At 65.2% G+C, this 17131-nt stretch carries 21 protein-coding genes; 14 read left to right on the top strand and 7 right to left on the bottom strand.

What is annotated here, in order from left to right; translation table 11 throughout:
* Window positions 1-7: 7 nt before the first annotated feature.
* Window positions 8-1057, bottom strand: coding sequence for a substrate-binding domain-containing protein (locus ACZ2HM_RS09675; RefSeq protein ID WP_037477000.1), 1050 nt, complete (start codon window positions 1055-1057; stop codon window positions 8-10).
* Between the two features lie 105 nt (window positions 1058-1162).
* A complete protein-coding gene (locus tag ACZ2HM_RS09670) occupies window positions 1163-2449 on the bottom strand; it encodes an ATP-binding protein (RefSeq protein ID WP_052027732.1) in 1287 nt (428 codons plus the stop codon).
* Between the two features lie 101 nt (window positions 2450-2550).
* Between ACZ2HM_RS09670 and ACZ2HM_RS09665 the strand changes: the two genes are divergently transcribed.
* The 7 genes from ACZ2HM_RS09665 to vapC all read left to right on the top strand — a co-directional run bounded on the left by ACZ2HM_RS09665 (window position 2551) and on the right by vapC (window position 7130).
* Window positions 2551-2976, top strand: coding sequence for a hypothetical protein (locus tag ACZ2HM_RS09665; protein ID WP_069066074.1), 426 nt, complete (start codon window positions 2551-2553; stop codon window positions 2974-2976).
* 110 nt (window positions 2977-3086) lie between these two features.
* Entirely contained in the window at window positions 3087-4247 is a 1161-nt protein-coding gene (locus tag ACZ2HM_RS09660; protein ID WP_470425123.1) for a glycosyltransferase, read from the top strand.
* Window positions 4248-4309: 62 nt separating this feature from the next.
* A complete protein-coding gene (locus ACZ2HM_RS09655) occupies window positions 4310-4597 on the top strand; it encodes an HPr-rel-A system PqqD family peptide chaperone (RefSeq protein ID WP_470425122.1) in 288 nt (95 codons plus the stop codon).
* Window positions 4594-5457, top strand: a complete 864-nt coding sequence (locus ACZ2HM_RS09650) for an HprK-related kinase A (RefSeq protein ID WP_470425121.1) — start codon at window positions 4594-4596, stop codon at window positions 5455-5457. Before ACZ2HM_RS09655 ends, ACZ2HM_RS09650 begins: the two co-directional genes overlap by 4 nt.
* Window positions 5454-6443, top strand: coding sequence for a nucleotidyltransferase domain-containing protein (locus ACZ2HM_RS09645; RefSeq protein ID WP_470425120.1), 990 nt, complete (start codon window positions 5454-5456; stop codon window positions 6441-6443). Before ACZ2HM_RS09650 ends, ACZ2HM_RS09645 begins: the two co-directional genes overlap by 4 nt.
* 100 nt (window positions 6444-6543) lie before the next feature.
* Window positions 6544-6738 carry a type II toxin-antitoxin system VapB family antitoxin gene (locus ACZ2HM_RS09640; protein WP_037475014.1) on the top strand — a complete coding sequence of 65 codons (195 nt, stop codon included), beginning with the start codon at window positions 6544-6546 and terminating at the stop codon, window positions 6736-6738.
* A complete protein-coding gene (gene vapC / locus ACZ2HM_RS09635) occupies window positions 6735-7130 on the top strand; it encodes a type II toxin-antitoxin system VapC family toxin (protein WP_037475016.1) in 396 nt (131 codons plus the stop codon). The genes ACZ2HM_RS09640 and vapC overlap by 4 nt, the downstream gene beginning before the upstream one ends.
* Before the next feature lie 31 nt (window positions 7131-7161).
* Here the strand turns inward: vapC and ACZ2HM_RS09630 are convergent, their stop codons facing one another.
* Window positions 7162-8517, bottom strand: coding sequence for an amidohydrolase (locus tag ACZ2HM_RS09630; protein ID WP_037475019.1), 1356 nt, complete (start codon window positions 8515-8517; stop codon window positions 7162-7164).
* A gap of 226 nt (window positions 8518-8743) precedes the next feature.
* Here ACZ2HM_RS09630 and ACZ2HM_RS09625 point away from each other — a divergent pair, with 226 nt between their 5' ends.
* The 3 genes from ACZ2HM_RS09625 to ACZ2HM_RS09615 are packed head-to-tail and all read left to right on the top strand — an operon-like array spanning window position 8744 to window position 9428.
* Complete coding sequence (locus tag ACZ2HM_RS09625; protein ID WP_037475022.1) at window positions 8744-8986, top strand: hypothetical protein; 243 nt, start codon at window positions 8744-8746, stop codon at window positions 8984-8986.
* Between the two features lie 28 nt (window positions 8987-9014).
* A complete protein-coding gene (locus tag ACZ2HM_RS09620) occupies window positions 9015-9143 on the top strand; it encodes a hypothetical protein (protein ID WP_255245595.1) in 129 nt (42 codons plus the stop codon).
* A 3-nt stretch (window positions 9144-9146) separates the two neighbouring features.
* Window positions 9147-9428 (top strand): hypothetical protein, encoded by a 282-nt coding sequence (locus ACZ2HM_RS09615; protein WP_470425119.1) that lies wholly within the window; start codon window positions 9147-9149, stop codon window positions 9426-9428.
* A gap of 19 nt (window positions 9429-9447) precedes the next feature.
* Here ACZ2HM_RS09615 and ACZ2HM_RS09610 read toward each other — a convergent pair whose 3' ends face one another.
* Together ACZ2HM_RS09610 and ACZ2HM_RS09605 are read right to left on the bottom strand one after the other, a co-directional pair.
* On the bottom strand, window positions 9448-10239 hold the full coding sequence (locus ACZ2HM_RS09610) for a 3-hydroxybutyrate dehydrogenase (RefSeq protein WP_470425118.1): 792 nt from the start codon (window positions 10237-10239) through the stop codon (window positions 9448-9450).
* Window positions 10236-11426 (bottom strand): patatin-like phospholipase family protein, encoded by a 1191-nt coding sequence (locus ACZ2HM_RS09605; protein WP_037475030.1) that lies wholly within the window; start codon window positions 11424-11426, stop codon window positions 10236-10238. The genes ACZ2HM_RS09610 and ACZ2HM_RS09605 overlap by 4 nt, the downstream gene beginning before the upstream one ends.
* A 146-nt stretch (window positions 11427-11572) precedes the next feature.
* On the opposite strand from ACZ2HM_RS09605, the gene ypfJ reads away from it, so the two are divergent.
* A complete protein-coding gene (gene ypfJ / locus ACZ2HM_RS09600; protein ID WP_037475032.1) occupies window positions 11573-12451 on the top strand; it encodes a KPN_02809 family neutral zinc metallopeptidase in 879 nt (292 codons plus the stop codon).
* A 3-nt stretch (window positions 12452-12454) separates the two neighbouring features.
* On the opposite strand, the gene ACZ2HM_RS09595 is transcribed toward ypfJ, so the two are convergent.
* Window positions 12455-12781 (bottom strand): hypothetical protein, encoded by a 327-nt coding sequence (locus ACZ2HM_RS09595; protein ID WP_037475035.1) that lies wholly within the window; start codon window positions 12779-12781, stop codon window positions 12455-12457.
* A gap of 88 nt (window positions 12782-12869) precedes the next feature.
* Window positions 12870-13055, bottom strand: coding sequence for a hypothetical protein (locus ACZ2HM_RS09590; RefSeq protein ID WP_333973896.1), 186 nt, complete (start codon window positions 13053-13055; stop codon window positions 12870-12872).
* Between the two features lie 93 nt (window positions 13056-13148).
* Here ACZ2HM_RS09590 and ACZ2HM_RS09585 point away from each other — a divergent pair, with 93 nt between their 5' ends.
* From ACZ2HM_RS09585 to ACZ2HM_RS09575, 3 genes are read left to right on the top strand one after another with little or no spacing between them, the layout of a single operon-like run.
* A complete protein-coding gene (locus ACZ2HM_RS09585; protein WP_037475041.1) occupies window positions 13149-15836 on the top strand; it encodes a bifunctional [glutamine synthetase] adenylyltransferase/[glutamine synthetase]-adenylyl-L-tyrosine phosphorylase in 2688 nt (895 codons plus the stop codon).
* Entirely contained in the window at window positions 15836-16297 is a 462-nt protein-coding gene (locus ACZ2HM_RS09580; protein ID WP_470426830.1) for a peroxiredoxin, read from the top strand. Before ACZ2HM_RS09585 ends, ACZ2HM_RS09580 begins: the two co-directional genes overlap by 1 nt.
* Entirely contained in the window at window positions 16294-17103 is an 810-nt protein-coding gene (locus ACZ2HM_RS09575) for a ferritin-like domain-containing protein (RefSeq protein WP_470425117.1), read from the top strand. Before ACZ2HM_RS09580 ends, ACZ2HM_RS09575 begins: the two co-directional genes overlap by 4 nt.
* The last annotated feature ends 28 nt before the right edge of the window (window positions 17104-17131 follow it).

Genomic DNA, 17131 nt, shown 5'->3' with positions numbered 1-17131 from the left:
GTCTCGCTTATTTCAGCTGCGCGCCGTCAAGCGTGGTCAGCGCCTTGACGGTTTGTTCGTTCGCCTTGCGGACATCGTCCGGCGCGGCAACCATACCGCGCTTGGTCAGCGCGCCGCCCGGCGCCCAATTGGTCGAAAAAGCATTCAGGAAGCCCTGAAGGCCCGGAATGGCGGACATATGCGCCTTCTTCACATAGATGTAGAGCGGGCGCGCGCCAGGATATTGGCCGGACGAGACCGTCTCATAGGAAGCTTCGATCCCGTCGATCGGAATATCCTTCAGCGTGGCGCGATTTTCTTCGAGGAAGCTGAAACCGAATACGCCGACCGCATTGGGGTTCGCGCCCAGCTTCTGCACGATCAGATTGTCGTTTTCGCCCGAATCGACATATTTGCCGTCCTCGCGAACGCGGGTGCAGGTCGCCTTATACTCGTCCTCGCTCTTTTCCTTGAGCGCTTCCATCGCCGGATCGCTCTGGCATCCCTTTTCCAGGATCAGCTCGGCGAGCGAATCGCGCGTGCCGCTGGTCGATGGCGGGCCGAACACCGAAATCGCGATGGCGGGCAGGCTGGGGTCCACATCCTTCCAGGTCTGCGTCTTGTTCGGGCCCTTGCCATAGGGATTGGCGGCCAGCGCTTCGTAAACGATCTTGGGGGTCAGCTTATAGCCGGGGCCGTTCTTCGCTTCGGCAAAGGCCAGACCATCGACGCCGATCTGCACTTCGATGATGTCCTTGACGCCATTGCCGGCGCACAGGTCGAACTCGGCCTTCTTCATCCGCCGCGATGCGTTGGCGATGTCGGGATATTGCGCGCCGACGCCGCTGCAGAACAGCTTCATGCCGCCGCCGGTGCCGGTCGATTCGATGATCGGCGACTTCATGCCGGCATTGGTCTGCACGAACAGTTCGGACGCAGCCGTGGCGAAGGGATAGACGGTGGAGGAACCGACCGCGCGGATCTGGTCGCGGGTCGCCCCCGCGCCGCCCTGATCGCCGCAAGCGGACAGGCTAAGGACGCTCAGCGCCGTGGCGGCGAGCAAGGCGAATCTCTTCACGGAAAACCTCCATCAACTAAGGCCGCGATTCGCATGTCGCCGCCCCCCATGGAGCATGCGTCTAGCTGCGGACCATCGCGCCTTTGTGACAGTTAGGTTGCAGTTTCATGACACGGTGCCCGAAAGCGCCGATGGCCGCCGCCGTTCATCGGCCTTCGTCACCCCCTCATCGGTCGCTGGCGGCAGCAATATGGTGATCGTCGTGCCCTTGCCCAGCGTGCTGGCAATATCCAGCCGACCGCGATGCCGCTCGATAATATGTTTGACGATGGCGAGGCCAAGCCCCGTGCCGCCCATCGCGCGGCTGCGGCCCGAATCGACGCGATAGAAACGCTCGGTCAATCGCGGCAGATGATCGGGGCCTATGCCTTCGCCCTCGTCCGCCACGGCCAGCCGCGTCATGCCGCTCGGTCCCTCGGTCAGCGTGACGCGGATCGGCGTGTCGGGTCGACCATATTTCACCGAATTGCCGATCAGATTATGCACCAGCTGCGACAATTGCGCCCGATCGCCCAACACGGGTGGCAACGAATGGGCGATCTCCATCTCCACATCGCGACCGCGCGGCCCATGGCTGGACCGGAATATGCCAACCACTTCGGCGACCAGTTCGGACAGATCGACCGCCCCGTCAGGCGCGCGATATTTTTCCGCCTCGATCCGCGAGAGCGAGATGAGATCGTCGATCAACCGCTGCATCCGCCGCGCTTCGCCATCCATGATCTTGAGGAAACGCTGCCGCGTCTCATGGTCCTTGCCCAGTTCGGGGTCGGCCAGCGTTTCGATGAAGCCCAATATCCCGGCCAGCGGCGTGCGTAGTTCGTGGCTGGCATTGGCGACGAAATCGACGCGCATCCGCTCCGCCGCATGGGTGCCGCTATGGTCGACCAGATGCACCAGCCGCCGCATCGACGTCACCGCGCCCACCGGTGCCACGCGCATCTGCCAGCGCTGCTCGCGACTGCCCAGGCCCACCAGTTCGATCATGAAGGGATCGGCCAGCGGCGCGGTGCTGGCCAGCCGTTCGGCGGCGGCGGGATGACGAATGGCGATCCGCGCATCATCCCCCTCTATGTGCGCGCCCAGCAAGCGTTGCGCCGCGCGATTGGCGCGCACGATCTTGCCCTTTTCCACCAGCATCAGCGGATCGGAAATCCCTTCCAGCAAGGTCGGAAAATCAGGATGGTCGATCAGGTCGGGCTGTTCGGGCGGCGGCGCGGGCTGGTCCGGCTCCGGGTCGTGACCGTGCGCCGCGATCAGCAACACGACCAGGCCCGCCAGAATCGGCAGGGCAATGCCGACGGGCGAAGCGCCAAGCAACAAGGCGCCGCCCGTGCCCAGCATAAGCACGGCCAGCGACGCGGTGATTTGGGAAATGCTGAGTCGATTCATGGTTACCGCACTGGATTTGTCGCGCAAACACTGCGAAGACCTAAGCCCAATAGCGTGCAATCATTACGCTTTGGCAAGCGCGAGATGCGGAACAGGACGATATGAGCGAGCAGATGCCCGATCAGGACGGTCCCCAGATGGACGAAACCGCCGCCGAACCGGCCGTCGCCTCGCGTCGCCAATTGTTGATGGGCGGGGCCATGGCGGCGTCCGCCATCGTCTCGATCCGCCCCGCGCTCGCCAACACCGCCGCCTCGGTCCTCAACTGCACCATCCCCGTTCCCGACAATGGCCGCGCGGGCAATTTCATCGCGCCCAACGGGCATGTGGTGCCTGCGGGCACCCCCGGCGCGTTTCCCGGCACCGGGCGCAGCTTTACCGGCGAGCAGGTGAAGCAAGCCCTGCGAGGTCGTCCGCTGCCCGGCACCAGCTATCAGCAGAACCAGGCCTATCTCAATTATATCCGCCGCCTCCAATCGGGGCAGAGCGGCTTCACCTGCTACGCCTCGCTGCAAATGCCGCGCTGAAGCGCCGCTTTTCCGCGACTACCCTAGCTATAACGATCAGGACGAATACGGCTTTCCCGCGTTGAGGACGTCGAACCTGCGAAGGTTCGATCCAACGCAAGGGCAGCCCCATGTTCCACTTCCGCCAGTCTCCGGCGCATGCCCTGTCGGTCGCAGTCTATCTCTACGAGCCCGGCGATGGCGGGCTTGATCGGGTCGCGATCCTGCTGGCCAATCACCTCCTTCGTCGTGGCGGGCGCGTCGAATTGTGGATGGCGCGCACCGATGGACCGACGGCGCATCTGATCGATCCGGCACTGACCGTCCGCCGCCTTCCCGCGCCCGGCGGCAACCGCCGATTGGCGATGATCGCGCAATGGCCTGCGCTCGCCCGGCTGGTCCGGCGGCATCGCCCCGACATCCTCTATTCGGCGGGCAACCAGAGCAATATGCTCGTCGCGCTCGCTGCGCTGGGCACCGCGACGCAGGCGGTCGCGCGCATTTCCAACCCGATCCAGCGCCCCGGCAGCCACGGCGTAGCCGCCCAGGCTCGGCTTTTCCGCTTCCGTACCATCGCGCGCCTCAGTGCCCTGACCATCGTGATGGGTCAGCATGATCGCGCCCTGCTGGCGGACAGCGGCCCCGTGCGCCTGCTGCCCCGTCCGACCGTCACCCCCATGATGGATCAGGCCCGCGCCGCCCGCCAGCCGCGCGATCCCGCCGCGCCCGTGCGCCTGCTGATGGTAGGCCGCCTGACCGCGCAAAAGGATCAGGCAACGGCGCTCGAAGCGCTGGCGCTGCTGCCCCATCTCGACTGGCAGTTGACGATCGCAGGCCAAGGGCCGCTGCGCGCCGCCCTCCAGAAGCAATGCGCCACGTCAGGCATCGCCGACCGCGTGCATTTCACTGGCTTTGTCAGCGACCCACATGAACTCGCCGCGCTGATGGGCCAAGCCGACCTGCTGCTTCAGCCTTCTCGCTGGGAGGGACTATGCGCAACCCTGATCGAAGCCCTGGCCTGCGGCGCGGGCGTGGTCGCGACCGACAGCACGCCCAACATCCACCCGGTCCTCGCCGCCGCTGCCCAGCATCCCCCGGTGCCCACCGGCGACCCCGCCGCCTTCGCCCGCGCCATCGAACGCGCGCTGCGCCAGCCGACCGACCCCGCAACGCTGGCCGCCGCCGTGCGCGATCATCATGTCGAACGCGCGCTCGACGGCTATTGGCGCGCCTTCGCGGCCCTCGCCGATCGCCCCGAAACCCGCGCTCTGCCATCGCCAGCCCTGCGCTGATACGTTAGGCACTTGGCTACGCTTCCGCGCTAGGGGGAGCCAAAGCAGCAGGGTGCCGGACTATGGACAACAGCCTATCCTATCGACGCGATACGGCCGACGTGCTGCTCAGTTGCGCGCTCGAAGACCTGACGCTGCTCTATCATCGCCGGTCGGGCCAGACCCATATGGTCATCAGCCCGGTCCCAGAACTGCTCGACCGCATGGCCGACGGCGCCCCCGTCACCGCGCACATATTGCATGACCGGCTGGCGCAGGAATTCGACCTCGGCCCACCGGACGAAGCCATCGCCGAAATCGCCACCCATCTCGACGCGCTGGCCGCGCTCGGCCTGGTGCGTCCGGCATGAACCATGCGCTGACCCTGCGCATCGGCCCCGCAACATTCCGCATCGGCGCGGCCTGGCCCCAGCCGATCGCGCAGTTGCAACGCCTCTATGCCGCCTATCCCGATGTGACGGGGCAAGTCGCCGACTTCACCGTCCGGCTCCAGCCGACCAGCGCGCTGCGCCGCTGGGTCCGCCCTTCCATCTTCATCACCGGCGACCATGGCCTGGCCGACGCCGCGCCGATGAGTCTCTCGCATGGCCTGCTGGCGGCGGAGATGGGCATGAACCTCCAGATGGCGCTCGGCTGGCGACGGCATCTGCTGCTCCACGCATCGAGCGTCGAAAAGGACGGCCACGTGCTGGTGATGACCGGCGAGTCGGGGTCCGGCAAATCCACCCTCGCGGCGCTGCTGGGCGAGCGCGGCTGGCGTTTCATGGGTGACGAATTTGCCCTGCTCGATCTCGACAGCGGCGCAATCCTGCCATTTCCCCGCCTTGTCAGCCTCAAGAACCGCGCGATCGAGGTCGTCGCCGATACGGTCGGGCAAGCCCGCATGGGTCCACTACTCGCCGCCACCGCCAAGGGCGACATCCGCCACATGGTCCCCCGCGCCGATGCCGTGGCGCGCATGGGGGAGGGGGCGATGCCCGCCCTGCTGCTCTTCCCTCGCTTCGGCCATGCGCCGGACATCCGCCCGGTCGGGCAGGGCGAAATCTTCATGCGCCTGACTCAGGCCTCGACCAACTATGTCGCACTCGGCGAACCCGCCTTCACCGCCCTGACCCGCTTCGTGCGCGACGTGCCTGCCCGCGCCATCGACTTCCCCACCGGTGAGGGCGCCATCGCCATGGTGGAACGGCTGTGGGAGGAGCGGGCATGAGCGCCGCGCTGTTGGTAAGCGCGCTGCGCGACCCCGCGTCCGTCACGACACTCGATGCAACCGGCTGGAACGGCCTGATCGCCGCAGCCCGCGCCGAACGGCTGATCGGCACGCTGGCCTTCCGCCTCGCCGACGTCGCCGTGCCGCCAGCGGTGCAACCGATCCTCGCCGACGCTCGCACCGACGCAGCCCGCGAAGCGCGCCAAGCCCTGTGGGAAGCCGACCGCGCGGTCCATGCGCTGCGTCCCCTCGACGTGCGGGTCATCCTGCTCAAGGGCACCGCCTATGCAGCGGCCGGACTGCGCGCAGGGCAGGGACGCTTTATCGGCGACCTCGACATACTCGTGCCGCGCGGCCGACTGGCGGCTATCGAACAGGCGCTGATCGCGGCAGGCTGGGAATGGGTGAAGGAAGACGCCTATGACGACGCCTATTATCGCCAGTGGATGCACGAACTCCCGCCGATGATCCACCGCACCCGCGACCGGATGATCGACGTGCATCATACCATCCTGCCGCTTACCGCCCGACCCACGCCCGATGCCGCCGCGCTGATCGCTGACGCCCAACCGATAGCCGACGGGTTATATATGCTCTCGGCAGAAGACCGCGTCTGTCACGCCGCCGCGCATATGCTGGCTGATGGTGATCTGCAGGGCGGGCTGCGCAACCTGTGGGACATATATGGCCTGTTCGCCGAATGCGATCCGAGCCTGTTGGACCAGCGCGCCGCCCACCACGGCCTGCGCGCCCATGTGCAGCAGGCGCGGCGCCTGGCGCTGGCCCTCTATGGCGACGGCGCGCGCCTGACCCTGTGGGACCACCTCGTCCGCGCCCGCCTCCTCGCCCGCGACGGCTGGGGTCGTGAAACCCGTAAGGCCCTGGTCTTCGCCTTCTTCCTCCGCTCCCACTGGCTCCGCATGCCCCCCCTGATGCTCGCCCGCCACCTCTGGACCAAATGGCGCAAAGGCCACCGACCCACATGAAATGTTGGCTGTTCCGTTCGCCCTGAGCCTGTCGAAGGGCCTTGCTTGTCTCCGCTCTACCGACATGGTATGTGTATAATTCTCTAATCGGATACACATCATGCGCACCAATATCGTAATTGACGACGAACTCATGGCGCGGGCCATGCACGCGACCGGCATCAAGACCAAAAAAGAGGCCGTGGAACAGGGGCTGCGCACCCTGCTGCGCCTGAGCGAGCAAGCGGAATTGCGGTCGTTGCGCGGCGCGATCGAATGGGACGGTGATCTTGACGTCCAGCGCTGCGACGGATGATCCTCGTCGATAGCAGCGTCTGGATCGACTATTTTCGCGGTATCGCGACGCCCCAGGCCGACCGTCTCGACAGTCTGTTGGGACGGGAACCCTTGCTGGTCGGCGATCTCATTCTCGCTGAAATATTACAGGGCATCAGTGCTGACCGGGAGTTCGACCGCGTTCGCCGCCTGCTCCTGACCATGGATGTGATCGTCATCGGCGGAGCGGAGGTGGCGATCGATGCTGCTCGGCACTTCCGCCACCTCCGCGCATTGGGCATCACTGTCCGCAAGACGATCGATACGCTGATCGCCACCCGATGCATCCGCGACGGCCATGCGCTGCTTTTCAGCGACCGTGATTTCGACCCTTTCGTTACGCATCTGGGACTGAGGACCGCGATGGCCTAGAAGCAGGATGCGCTGCTAAGCCGCCATTCCCCTATTTCTCCTTCAATATATCCAGCGCCAGCACCGTCATGGCTTCGCTCGCCGAGGCGATCACCTTATCGGCCTGCGGTGCCCAGAAGGGGCTGTGCAGCGACGGCAGCGTCGCCTGTCCCGCGGCGGCCGCGGCCATCTTGTCGGCGGGCACGCCGCCGACCCAGAAGATGAAGCTGTTGATGCTCTTGTCCGCGCGATAGAAGCGGCCGAAATCCTCACCGCCCATCACCGCCGGGGTCTTGACCACCCGATCATCGGCGAAATGGGCTTTCAGCACGCCTGCCATCTGTTCGGCAAATTCGGGCGGGTTGAACGTCGACGGGGTGAACTCGTCCTTCACGCTTACTACCGGCATCCGGTTGTCGGGGATGCCCGCCGCGATCGCCTCGCCGCGCGCGATCCGTTCGATCCCCTTGATCAGCTTCTCGCGCGTCTCGTCCGAATAGCTGCGGATGGTCAGCAGCAGCTTGGCTTCGTCGGGGATGATATTATGCTTCGCCCCGGCCTGGAAACTGCCGACCGTCACCACGGCGGGGTCTTGCGGCTCCTGCTCACGGCTCACCAACGTCTGCAGCGACCCCACGATCCGCGATCCCAACACGATCGGATCCTTGGTCGTTTGCGGATAGGCCCCATGGCCGCCGACGCCCTTTACGAGGATGTCCACGCTGTCGACATTGGCCAGCGCAAAGCCCGGCGTATAGCCGATCTTGCCCGCCTCCAGATTGGCGGCATCATGGAAAGCGATGGCATGGGTCGGCCGGGGGAAGCGCGTGTAAAGCCCGTCCTCCAGCATCAGTCGCGCCCCGCGCCCGACTTCCTCGGCGGGCTGGAGGATCATGACCAGCGTGCCTTTCCAGTCATCCTTGCGCGCCGCGAGCAGCTTGGCGGTCTGGATGAAGGCGGTCATATGCGTGTCGTGGCCGCAGGCGTGCATCACGCCTGTCTCGACGCCTTCGGGCGTCTTGGTGCGGACCTTGGACGCGAACTCCAGCCCCGTCTGTTCGACCACCGGCAGGCCGTCCATGTCGGCGCGGATCAACAGTACCGGGCCGGACCCATTCTTCATCACCGCCACGACGCCGGTGCCGCCGACCTTCTCGGTCACGTCATACTTCATCGCCTTCAACCGCTTGGCGAGCTTGGCGGCGGTGTTGACTTCCTTTTCCGACAGTTCGGGGTTGGCATGCAGGTCGCGATAGAGCGCCATCAGCCCGTCCATATCCTTGGCGATCGCCGCGCCGATCTCGCTTTGTACGGGCGGCGCTGCGGCGACGGGGGTGTCCGCGGTTTGGGCGGTGGCGATGGACGAAAAGCTGACGGCGGCCATGATGGCCGTAAGCGCGTGGCGCATGCTGATATGTCTCCCTTGGATCGGGGGAGCATAAGCCTATTTTGCGCCGGTTAAAAAGGGGCTGTTTCCTCGCCGCCCTTGTAAACTTGCGCATAAGAGACTATTTCACATGTGAAAGGAACGATCCGTCGCACGACGCGGCCCGATGATCGTCCTCCCTGCGGCACTACCTTATTTTGGCCCTGCCGCCACGAACGCCCCATTCCTCGCATTAGGAGCCTGATCCATGGCCCAGACATCGGCATTCTGCCTCACCCAGCAGTCGCTCCACATCGCCCGTTCGCAGTCGGAAACCCTGCCCAACACCCGCCGGATCGCGCTTGCCGCTGCCGATGCCTGGGGCAAGGAAGCGACGCTCGCCGCCAATGCCGAACGCCGCCGCGCGACCCGCACGGTCGCGAGCGAAGATGAAGCGATCGTCGCGGAATTTCAGGCTGAAGACGAAGCAGCCGCGCGCGCGGCCGGCTGACCTTTTCCCCTAATCGAAGGAATGGACGATGGCCAAGAGCCAGAAGAAATCGAACAAGGAAGTGCGCAAACCCAAGGCGGAAAAACCGCCCAAGGCCAATGCGTCCAACCCATCCAGCAAGCCAGCGCCGGTCGGTATCGTGACGTTGAAGAGCTGATCGATGACGACGCAAAAACCTGACGCCGCCGCCACGCCAACGCCCGCGCGCACCGCGCCCGGCCGACGCTTCACGCCCCGCAACGCCGTGCGCCTCGCACCGGATGCGGCGGAACGGCAGGGCCGCGTCACGCGCCTTGCCATCGAGGCGCTAGGCGCTTCCGCTGCGATCCTGTTCCTCAACAGCGAACATGACGGCCTGTCCGACCGACCACTCCCGCTGGCGACTGCCAGCGAAGATGGCCTGCAATCGGTGCTGCGCCTGCTGGAGCCAGCGGCCGCCTGAACGAACCGGTGACGGCGCTTTATTGCGCCGTCCAACCCCCATCGATGCTCATATTCGCGCCGGTGATGTTCGCGGCGGCGTCGCTGCACAGGAACAGCGCCATGGCCGCGACCTGTTCGACGGTCACAAACTCCTTGGTCGGCTGACCGGCGAGCAGCACATCGTTCATGACCTGCTCGCGCGTCATGCCGCGCGCTTTCATCGTGTCGGGAATCTGGTTCTCTACCAGCGGCGTCCAGACATAGCCGGGCGAAATGCAGTTGGCGGTGATCCCGAACGTCGCGACTTCCAACGCGACCGTCTTGGTGAAGCCCGCAAGGCCATGCTTGGCAGTGACATAAGCGCTCTTGAACGGTGACGCCGCCTTGCTGTGCGCCGATGCCGTCTGGATGATGCGCCCCCATTTCTTCGACTTCATATAGGGCACGGCCAGCCTGGTCGTGTGAAAGGCGCTGGTCAGGTTGAGCGCGATGATCAGGTTCCACTTGTCGACCGGGAAATCCTCGACCGGCGACACATGCTGCGTACCGGCATTGTTGATCAGGATGTCGACCCCGCCAAAGGCCTCGGCCGCGTGCGCCATCATCGCCTCGATCTCGTCCGCCTTGGTCAGGTCATGGCCGCTATAGAGCGCCTTGGCACCGCTCAGCGCCTCTAGCCCCAGCCGCTCCTTCTCGATCGCATCGGCATCGCCAAAGCCGTTGATGACGACATTCGCGCCTTCGCCCGCCAGCACCTTGGCATAAGCGAGGCCAATGCCCGACGTCGAACCCGTGATGAGAGCGGTCTTGCCCACCAGTGACTTGCTCATGCCTTTTTCTCCTTGAGATGATCGGGGGCGTCGAGATCAAAGGTCGAACTCTTGCCGTTCAGGATGTTGCGCGCGATCAAATCGCCCTTGTGCATCACTTCCTCCACGGCATCGCGACCCTGCGCCCAATGGTCGAGCATGGTCGAGCGCGAAAATTCAAAGTCCTTCGCCCCGCTTTCCCAATCGCGCGTGCGGTAGATGAGGTGGACGATGTTGACCGACCCGACATCGAGGATATCGCGCAACTTCTGCGCTTCTGGTTCGCCCTGCAAGGCGGGCGGCAGCTTGTCGAGCAACGCCTTGATCGCGCCATGCTCGCGCCGCAGCCGCAGATATTGGTCGGTAACCTGGCGGGTGCGGCTGGAAAACTGGATGTCCTTCGCCCGCGAATAGACGTCGGTCATGTGGCGCGGCATCGGCCCTTCGGCGGGGAAGAGGTCGACCTGGAACACCAGCATGTCGTCGGTCTGGTGATCAAGCACGTGGGCGAGCGGCGTGTTCGACACGATGCCCCCGTCCCAATACCAGCGCCCGTCAATCTCGATCGGCGGCAGGCCAGGGGGCAGCGCGCCCGATGCCATGATGTGCCGCGCGTCGATCCGCGTATTGCCGCCGGGGCCGCGCGTATCCCAATAGGCGAAATTGCCGGTCTCGACATCGACCGCGCCGACCGACAACCGCACCGGGCCGTCGTTGAGCAGATCCCAATTGACGCAGGCGTCCAGCGTCTCCTTGAGCGGTGCGCTGTCGTAGAAGCTGATCGCACCGGGCGTGCCTTCCGGCATCAGGGTGGCGGGCCACAGGCGGGGGCGGAACATGCCCGGCACGCCGAAACTGGCTACCGTGCCGGCAGCGAGCAGATGCATCGCTTCGCGAATCTGGTCGATTTCGGGCAGGATGATGTTGGGCATGCCGCCCGACACCGTATACCAGAATTTCTTAAGGCGGCTGATCCGGCGATGCGGCTCGTTGCCCGCGATGATTGCCGCATTGATCGCGCCGATCGAAATCCCCGCGACCCAGGTGACGTCCACACCCAGTTCGTCGAGTCGCTCATAGGCGCCGGACTGGAAGGAACCGAGCGCCCCGCCGCCTTGCAGCAACAGCGCGACTTCGCGGGGAAGGGGGAGCGGCGTACGCGCACGGCGCAGCGGCTTGGGGTGGATGGGGGGATCACTGTCAGCCATGTCGCACTGCAATATAGGGTTTAGGCCTCGCAATCCAACGCATAGTAGCAGGTAAATTATTCACCGCCTTGCAACCGCATGACCCTTGCGATGGTTTCCAGCCGTCAGGGAATCGCGTAGGCCGCGATGGATAGAGGGAGGGTATCATGCGGCTCGACGACGAACAGGAAAGCGGCAATTTCGAAGTGCAGGACGGCCGGGGCGGGGGCGGCGGCCTTGGCGGAGGCCTCGGCATGTTGTTGCCGCTGATCGGCAGTCGCTTTGGTTGCGGCGGCATCGCCGTGGTTTTGGTCATCATGGTGGTGATGGGCATGAACCCGCTCAGCATGATCGGCGGCGGTGGTGGTGGTGGCGGCCAGTCGGTGCAGACGGAACGCCCCGCGACGACTGAACTCACCGACATCCAGCGCACGTCGCTCAAGGTGCTGGGATCGACCGAGCGCCGCTGGGCCGACATCTTCAAGGCAGAGGGGCAGCAATATCCGCCACCCACCTTGGTCTTCTACACCCAGAACGGCCAGTCGGGCTGCGGCGCGGCACAATCGGCCATGGGGCCGTTCTACTGCCCGGCCGATCAGCGCATCTATATAGACACCGACTTCTTCAACGAGATGGAGAGCCGCTTCAACGCGCCGGGCGACTTCCCGATCGGCTATATCATCGCGCATGAAGTGGGCCATCATATCCAGACCATCACTGGCACCGCCGACAAGGTCCGCGCCGCCCAAAGCCGGGCCAGCGAGGCGGAGGGCAATGCGCTCCAGGTCAAGATGGAGTTGCAGGCCGATTGCTATGCCGGCGTATGGGCCGCGCGCGACACCAATTTGATGGAAGCGGGCGATCTAGAAGAGGGCATGCGCGCTGCCGAAGCGATCGGCGATGATACGCTGCAAAAAGCGGCCGGACGTCGTCCCGTGCCAGAGAGCTTTACGCATGGCAGCGGCGAACAGCGCATGGTCTGGCTACGCAAAGGCCTGTCGACCGGCGACCCCGCTCAGTGCGACACGTTCAGCGGCGCGATCTGACGGTCATTCCGCGTTGGGCGACCCCGGCGGCGCGGAACGGGACGAAAAGATCGGCCCGCTGGCTGTCGTGGGCATTTCGGCATTGGGCACGATCGCGGGTTGGCCTGCGCCCGGAAGCGGCTGCCCATAATCGGGCATCGCCGCGACGGGTGGCGCTTGGGGCATGACAATGGGAGGTGATGGCGGGACCGGCGTAACTGGCGCGGGGGTCGCCGCCGCCACGGCGCTTGTCTCCGCTGCAGGCTGCGGCTTGGGCACCACCGCTTCCACGATCATGACCAGCAAGGGCGCACCCAACAAGGTGGCGATGGCAAAGTTGCGATAGAGCATGGAGCCGTCCCAGATCCCGACGATAATGCAGTCTGCATTTAAGGATCAGAGGTAAAGAAACTGCTGCCCTACCAGGCAACGCGCCGTTTCAATGATGATCGAGCTTCTTGAGCAGTGCCATCATATCGTCGGGCAAACTGTCGCGCGGCGGGCTGTAGGTCTTGCGCAAGGCATTGCCGATCCCCTCATAAGGGGCGGGCAGCGCGACGGTGACGATCCGGCCTTTGTCGCCGTCGCCGCCCGTTGCCGATCGGCAAGCATATTTGCGCTGCATTTCCATAATCCATAGAACGGTCGTCGGGCCAAAAAGTTGCTGGCATTCGTCGCATGGTCACGCGATAGCCCGCGCAAAGACGGGAGAGAGTGCGTGACGGACTGGCCGCAGACACAAGCACGGATACGGGCACATTCGCCCTTTTTGGCGCGGGTGCTGGATCGCTTGCCGACCTTGGCCGATTGCCTCGCGACCGGGGATTTCGACGCCGCGCTGGCCATGGCCCATGCGGCAGGCAGCCCGCAGGACGGGGTGGCCCGATCGCTGCGGCGACGGCGCAACGCCATCGCCCTGACCGTCGCGGCCGCCGACCTGTCAGGGGCGTGGGATCTGGACCGGGTTACCCGCACCCTGTCCGACTTTGCCGACACCGCGCTGGAAGAGGCGCTCGCCGCCGCCATGCAGGAACGCTATCCCGACATGCCTCATCGCGGCTTCGTCGTGCTGGCGCTTGGCAAGCATGGCAGCCGCGAACTCAATTATTCCTCCGACATCGACCCCATTCTCCTCTACGATCCTGCGACCTTGCCGCATCGCGATCGCGAGGATGTTGCCGATGCCGCGGTGCGGATTGCGCGACGCATGACCGAATTGCTGAGCGCGCCCGATGGCGACGGCTATGTCTTTCGTGTCGATCTGCGGCTGCGCCCGTCGCCCGAAGCGACGCCGATCGCGCTGCCGGTGGAAGCGGCGATCGGCTATTATGAATCGATGGCGGTCGGCTGGGAACAGGCCGCCTTCATCCGTGCGCGTGCCGCGGCGGGCGACATGGAACTGGGCGACTATTTCCTGCGCCAGATCCGCCCCTTCGTGTGGCGGCGCAGCCTCGACTTCGGCGCGATCGATGCCATCGTCGATATCAGCCGCCGCATCCGCGACCATTATGCGCAGGGACAAGCGTTCGGCCTGGGCTATGATTTGAAGCGCGGACGCGGCGGCATCCGCGAGGTCGAATTTTTCGCGCAGGTGCATCAGTTGATCCATGGCGGGCGCAATCCCGCACTGCGGTCGGGCAACACGCGCGAAGCGCTTAGCGCACTGGCCGACGCGGGCGTAATCGAACCCGACGTCGCGGCGCGGCTCGATGCCGCTTACATCCTCCTGCGTACCATCGAGCATCGCCTCCAGATGGTTGACGACCTTCAGACGCACGAACTGCCCAAGAGCGACGCAGCGCTCGACAATGTTGCCCGGTTGCACGGCCTTGCAGATGGTCCGGCGCTGCTCGCCGTGCTGACCCCGCATGTCGAATGGGTCGGCCGCAATTATGACCGGCTGACCCCGCAGACCGACGACACATCGCTGTCCCATGACGAAGATCGGCTGAAGGGCCAGTTGCTCGCCATGGGCTTTGTCGATGCTGACACGCCGCTCGCCCGCATCGCCCGTTGGCGCGGGGGCACGATCCGCGCGCTGCGCAGCGGCCCCTCGCGCGAGGCGCTGGAAGCGCTGCTACCCGGCGTGATGCGCGCGATCGCCAAGGCACCCGATACCGCCCGCGCGCTCAACCGGCTCGACGACATGATTGCCCGGCTGCCCAGCGCCATCAATTTCTTTAAGCTGCTCGCCGCCCGGCCCGCTTTGGTCGAACTGCTTGCCGAGATATTGAGCCATGCGCCGACGCTGGCCGATGCGCTCGCCCGCCGGGTCGAACTGATCGACGGGCTGATCGACGCCACCGCCTTCGACCCGCCGCCCTCGGTTGAAGGGCTGACCGCCCAGCTTGGCGCGCTGGAGCCGGGCGAGGATTATCAGGCGCTGCTCGACCGGGTGCGCCAGCGGGTGGGCGATCGCCGCTTCGCGCTGGGGGTACAGATCATCCGTGGCGGGGATCCGCTCGAAGCCGCGCGCGGCTATGGCCGCGTGGCTGAGGCCGCGATCGAGACATTGGCTAATGCCACCATCACCGAGTTCGAATCCGCGCATGGTACGGTGCCGGGCGGCGAACTGGTCATATTGGCGCTGGGCCGGATGGGGGGCGGCCTGCTGACCCACGCCTCCGACCTTGATCTCATCTATCTCTTCACCGGCGATTTCCAGACCGAGTCCGATGGTGCCCGGCCGCTCGGCGCGACCCTCTATTTCAACCGCCTGGCCCAGCGCGTCACCAATGCGCTGTCAGTCCATACCGCCTCCGGCCCGCTCTATGAGGTCGATACAAGGCTGCGGCCATCGGGCGCGCAGGGGCTGCTGGCGGTCAGCTTCGACAGTTTCGCGAAATATGAGCGCGAAGCCGCCTGGACCTGGGAGCATCTCGCGCTCACCCGCGCCCGGCCTGTGTTCGGATCGCCCGAAGCTCACGCTGCGCTGGAGGCCATCCTCGCCGAGACATTGCATCGCCCCCGCGACTTCGATGAACTGGCGCGGCAGGCGGTGCAGATGCGGCGGGACATCGCCACCCACAAGCCGCCTGCCAGCGACCTCGACGTCAAGCTGGTGCCCGGTGGCCTGGTCGATCTCGAATTTCTAATCCACGTCTCGCAATTTCGTTACGGCATGGCGTTCGACCCGGATCTGGGCAAAGCGCTCGCGGACCTCGTCGCTGCGGGGCATCTGCCCGCCGATCTCATCGCCGCGCATGACCTCATTACCCGCTATCTCGTCGTCTCGCGTCTCGTCGCGCCCGGATCGACCGAACCGGCCGAAGCGACCCGTCCGCTCGTCGCGCGCGCCTGCGGGGCTGACCATTGGGACAGTCTGCTTGAAAGCTATGCGCAGGCGCGGCAAAGCGTCGGCCAGGCCTGGGCCGCGCTCGCCGCGCCCTATTCGGAGGATATATGATGCTGCAACAGGGCGACGCCATCCCCACGGGGACGATCAAGGATGCCGATGGCGTGGAGTTCACGCTGGACCGCTATGCAGGCAAGCCGCTCGTCGTCTATTTCTATCCCAAGGCGGACACGCCGGGCTGCACCAACGAAGCCAAGGATTTCACCGCGCTGGCCGACGAATTTGCGGCGGCGGGCGTCCCGGCCGTCGGCGTGTCGAAGGACAAGCCCGCCAAGCTGCGCAAATTCGCCGACAAATATGGCCTGTCGGTGATCCTGGCCTCCGACGAGGAAGGTACGCTGTGCGAAGCCTTCGGCACCTGGGTCGAAAAATCCATGTATGGCCGCTCTTATATGGGCATCGAGCGCGACACCTTCCTGTTCGACGCTGATGGCCGCCTGCAGCGTGTCTGGCTCAAGGTGAAGGTCAAGGGCCACGCGCAGGAGGTGCTTGAGGCGGCGCAGGCACTTTGAGCCTGCCTGCTGGCGTTACCAGCGTGGGCGCCGCCTGTGCCCATGTCCTGCTGACCGCCGATCCCATCGCCAAGCTCATGGCCGCCCGCGCGACCGCGCGGGCGTGGCGGCTCGGACATCTGGCCCATGATTTCGATGTGGCCATGCCCGATCGACCCGCGCGCCCGACCACGCCTGAACTGCTGCCGCCAGCCCAGATGCCCCGGCGCGGCAAGATCGGGTCGGAACGGGCGCGGATCGCCATGATCCACGCGCTCGCCCATATCGAATTTGTCGCAATCGACTTGGCTTTCGACCTGATCGGCCGCTTCGGCAGCCAGTTCCCGCCGGCCTTCACCGACGAATGGATGCGCGTCGGCGCGGACGAAGCGATGCATTTCGCCTTGCTCGACCGGCGGTTGCGCCAGATGGGCAGTCATTATGGCGCGCTGGCTGCCCATGACGGCCTGTGGCAGGCGGCCACCGAAACAGCGGAAGACGCGCTCGCCCGCCTCGCCATCGTGCCCATGGTGCTGGAGGCGCGCGCGCTCGACATCACGCCCGCGACGGTCGCGCGCTTCGACCAGGCAGGCGACGCGCCCACTGTCAAAATCCTTGAGCGCATCCTCGTCGACGAGATTCGCCATGTCCAAGCCGGGACGAACTGGTTTGTCACGGAGGCGAACCGAAGGAACCTAAATCCACCGATTCATTACCAAATGCTGGTGAAACGCCATTTTCGGGGCAGCGTTAAGCCGCCGTTCAACGACTCGGCGCGTCGACAGGCCGGTTTGACCCACGAATTCTACGCCGCGCTTGCAACCTGACCGCCAATTTGCAGTCTATGTCTGGCGG

It is taken from the genome of Sphingobium sp. KKT206 (genome assembly GCF_055640555.1).
Note: the sequence above shows the minus strand (reverse complement) of the source record. Positions and strands in the feature narration are given on the sequence as shown.

Bases quoted from the DNA above. Each gene is read 5' to 3' on its own strand.
- ACZ2HM_RS09670 (WP_052027732.1), bottom strand. From the start codon at position 2,449: ATGAATCGACTCAGCATTTCCCAAATCACCGCGTCGCTGGCCGTGCTT.
- ACZ2HM_RS09665 (WP_069066074.1), top strand. From the start codon at position 2,551: ATGAGCGAGCAGATGCCCGATCAGGACGGTCCCCAGATGGACGAAACC.
- ACZ2HM_RS09660 (WP_470425123.1), top strand. From the start codon at position 3,087: ATGTTCCACTTCCGCCAGTCTCCGGCGCATGCCCTGTCGGTCGCAGTC.
- ACZ2HM_RS09655 (WP_470425122.1), top strand. From the start codon at position 4,310: ATGGACAACAGCCTATCCTATCGACGCGATACGGCCGACGTGCTGCTC.
- ACZ2HM_RS09650 (WP_470425121.1), top strand. From the start codon at position 4,594: ATGAACCATGCGCTGACCCTGCGCATCGGCCCCGCAACATTCCGCATC.
- ACZ2HM_RS09645 (WP_470425120.1), top strand. From the start codon at position 5,454: ATGAGCGCCGCGCTGTTGGTAAGCGCGCTGCGCGACCCCGCGTCCGTC.
- ACZ2HM_RS09640 (WP_037475014.1), top strand. From the start codon at position 6,544: ATGCGCACCAATATCGTAATTGACGACGAACTCATGGCGCGGGCCATG.
- vapC (WP_037475016.1), top strand. From the start codon at position 6,735: ATGATCCTCGTCGATAGCAGCGTCTGGATCGACTATTTTCGCGGTATC.
- ACZ2HM_RS09630 (WP_037475019.1), bottom strand. From the start codon at position 8,517: ATGCGCCACGCGCTTACGGCCATCATGGCCGCCGTCAGCTTTTCGTCC.
- ACZ2HM_RS09625 (WP_037475022.1), top strand. From the start codon at position 8,744: ATGGCCCAGACATCGGCATTCTGCCTCACCCAGCAGTCGCTCCACATC.
- ACZ2HM_RS09620 (WP_255245595.1), top strand. From the start codon at position 9,015: ATGGCCAAGAGCCAGAAGAAATCGAACAAGGAAGTGCGCAAACCCAAG.
- ACZ2HM_RS09615 (WP_470425119.1), top strand. From the start codon at position 9,147: ATGACGACGCAAAAACCTGACGCCGCCGCCACGCCAACGCCCGCGCGC.
- ACZ2HM_RS09610 (WP_470425118.1), bottom strand. From the start codon at position 10,239: ATGAGCAAGTCACTGGTGGGCAAGACCGCTCTCATCACGGGTTCGACG.
- ACZ2HM_RS09605 (WP_037475030.1), bottom strand. From the start codon at position 11,426: ATGGCTGACAGTGATCCCCCCATCCACCCCAAGCCGCTGCGCCGTGCG.
- ypfJ (WP_037475032.1), top strand. From the start codon at position 11,573: ATGCGGCTCGACGACGAACAGGAAAGCGGCAATTTCGAAGTGCAGGAC.
- ACZ2HM_RS09595 (WP_037475035.1), bottom strand. From the start codon at position 12,781: ATGCTCTATCGCAACTTTGCCATCGCCACCTTGTTGGGTGCGCCCTTG.
- ACZ2HM_RS09590 (WP_333973896.1), bottom strand. From the start codon at position 13,055: ATGCAGCGCAAATATGCTTGCCGATCGGCAACGGGCGGCGACGGCGAC.
- ACZ2HM_RS09580 (WP_470426830.1), top strand. From the start codon at position 15,836: ATGCTGCAACAGGGCGACGCCATCCCCACGGGGACGATCAAGGATGCC.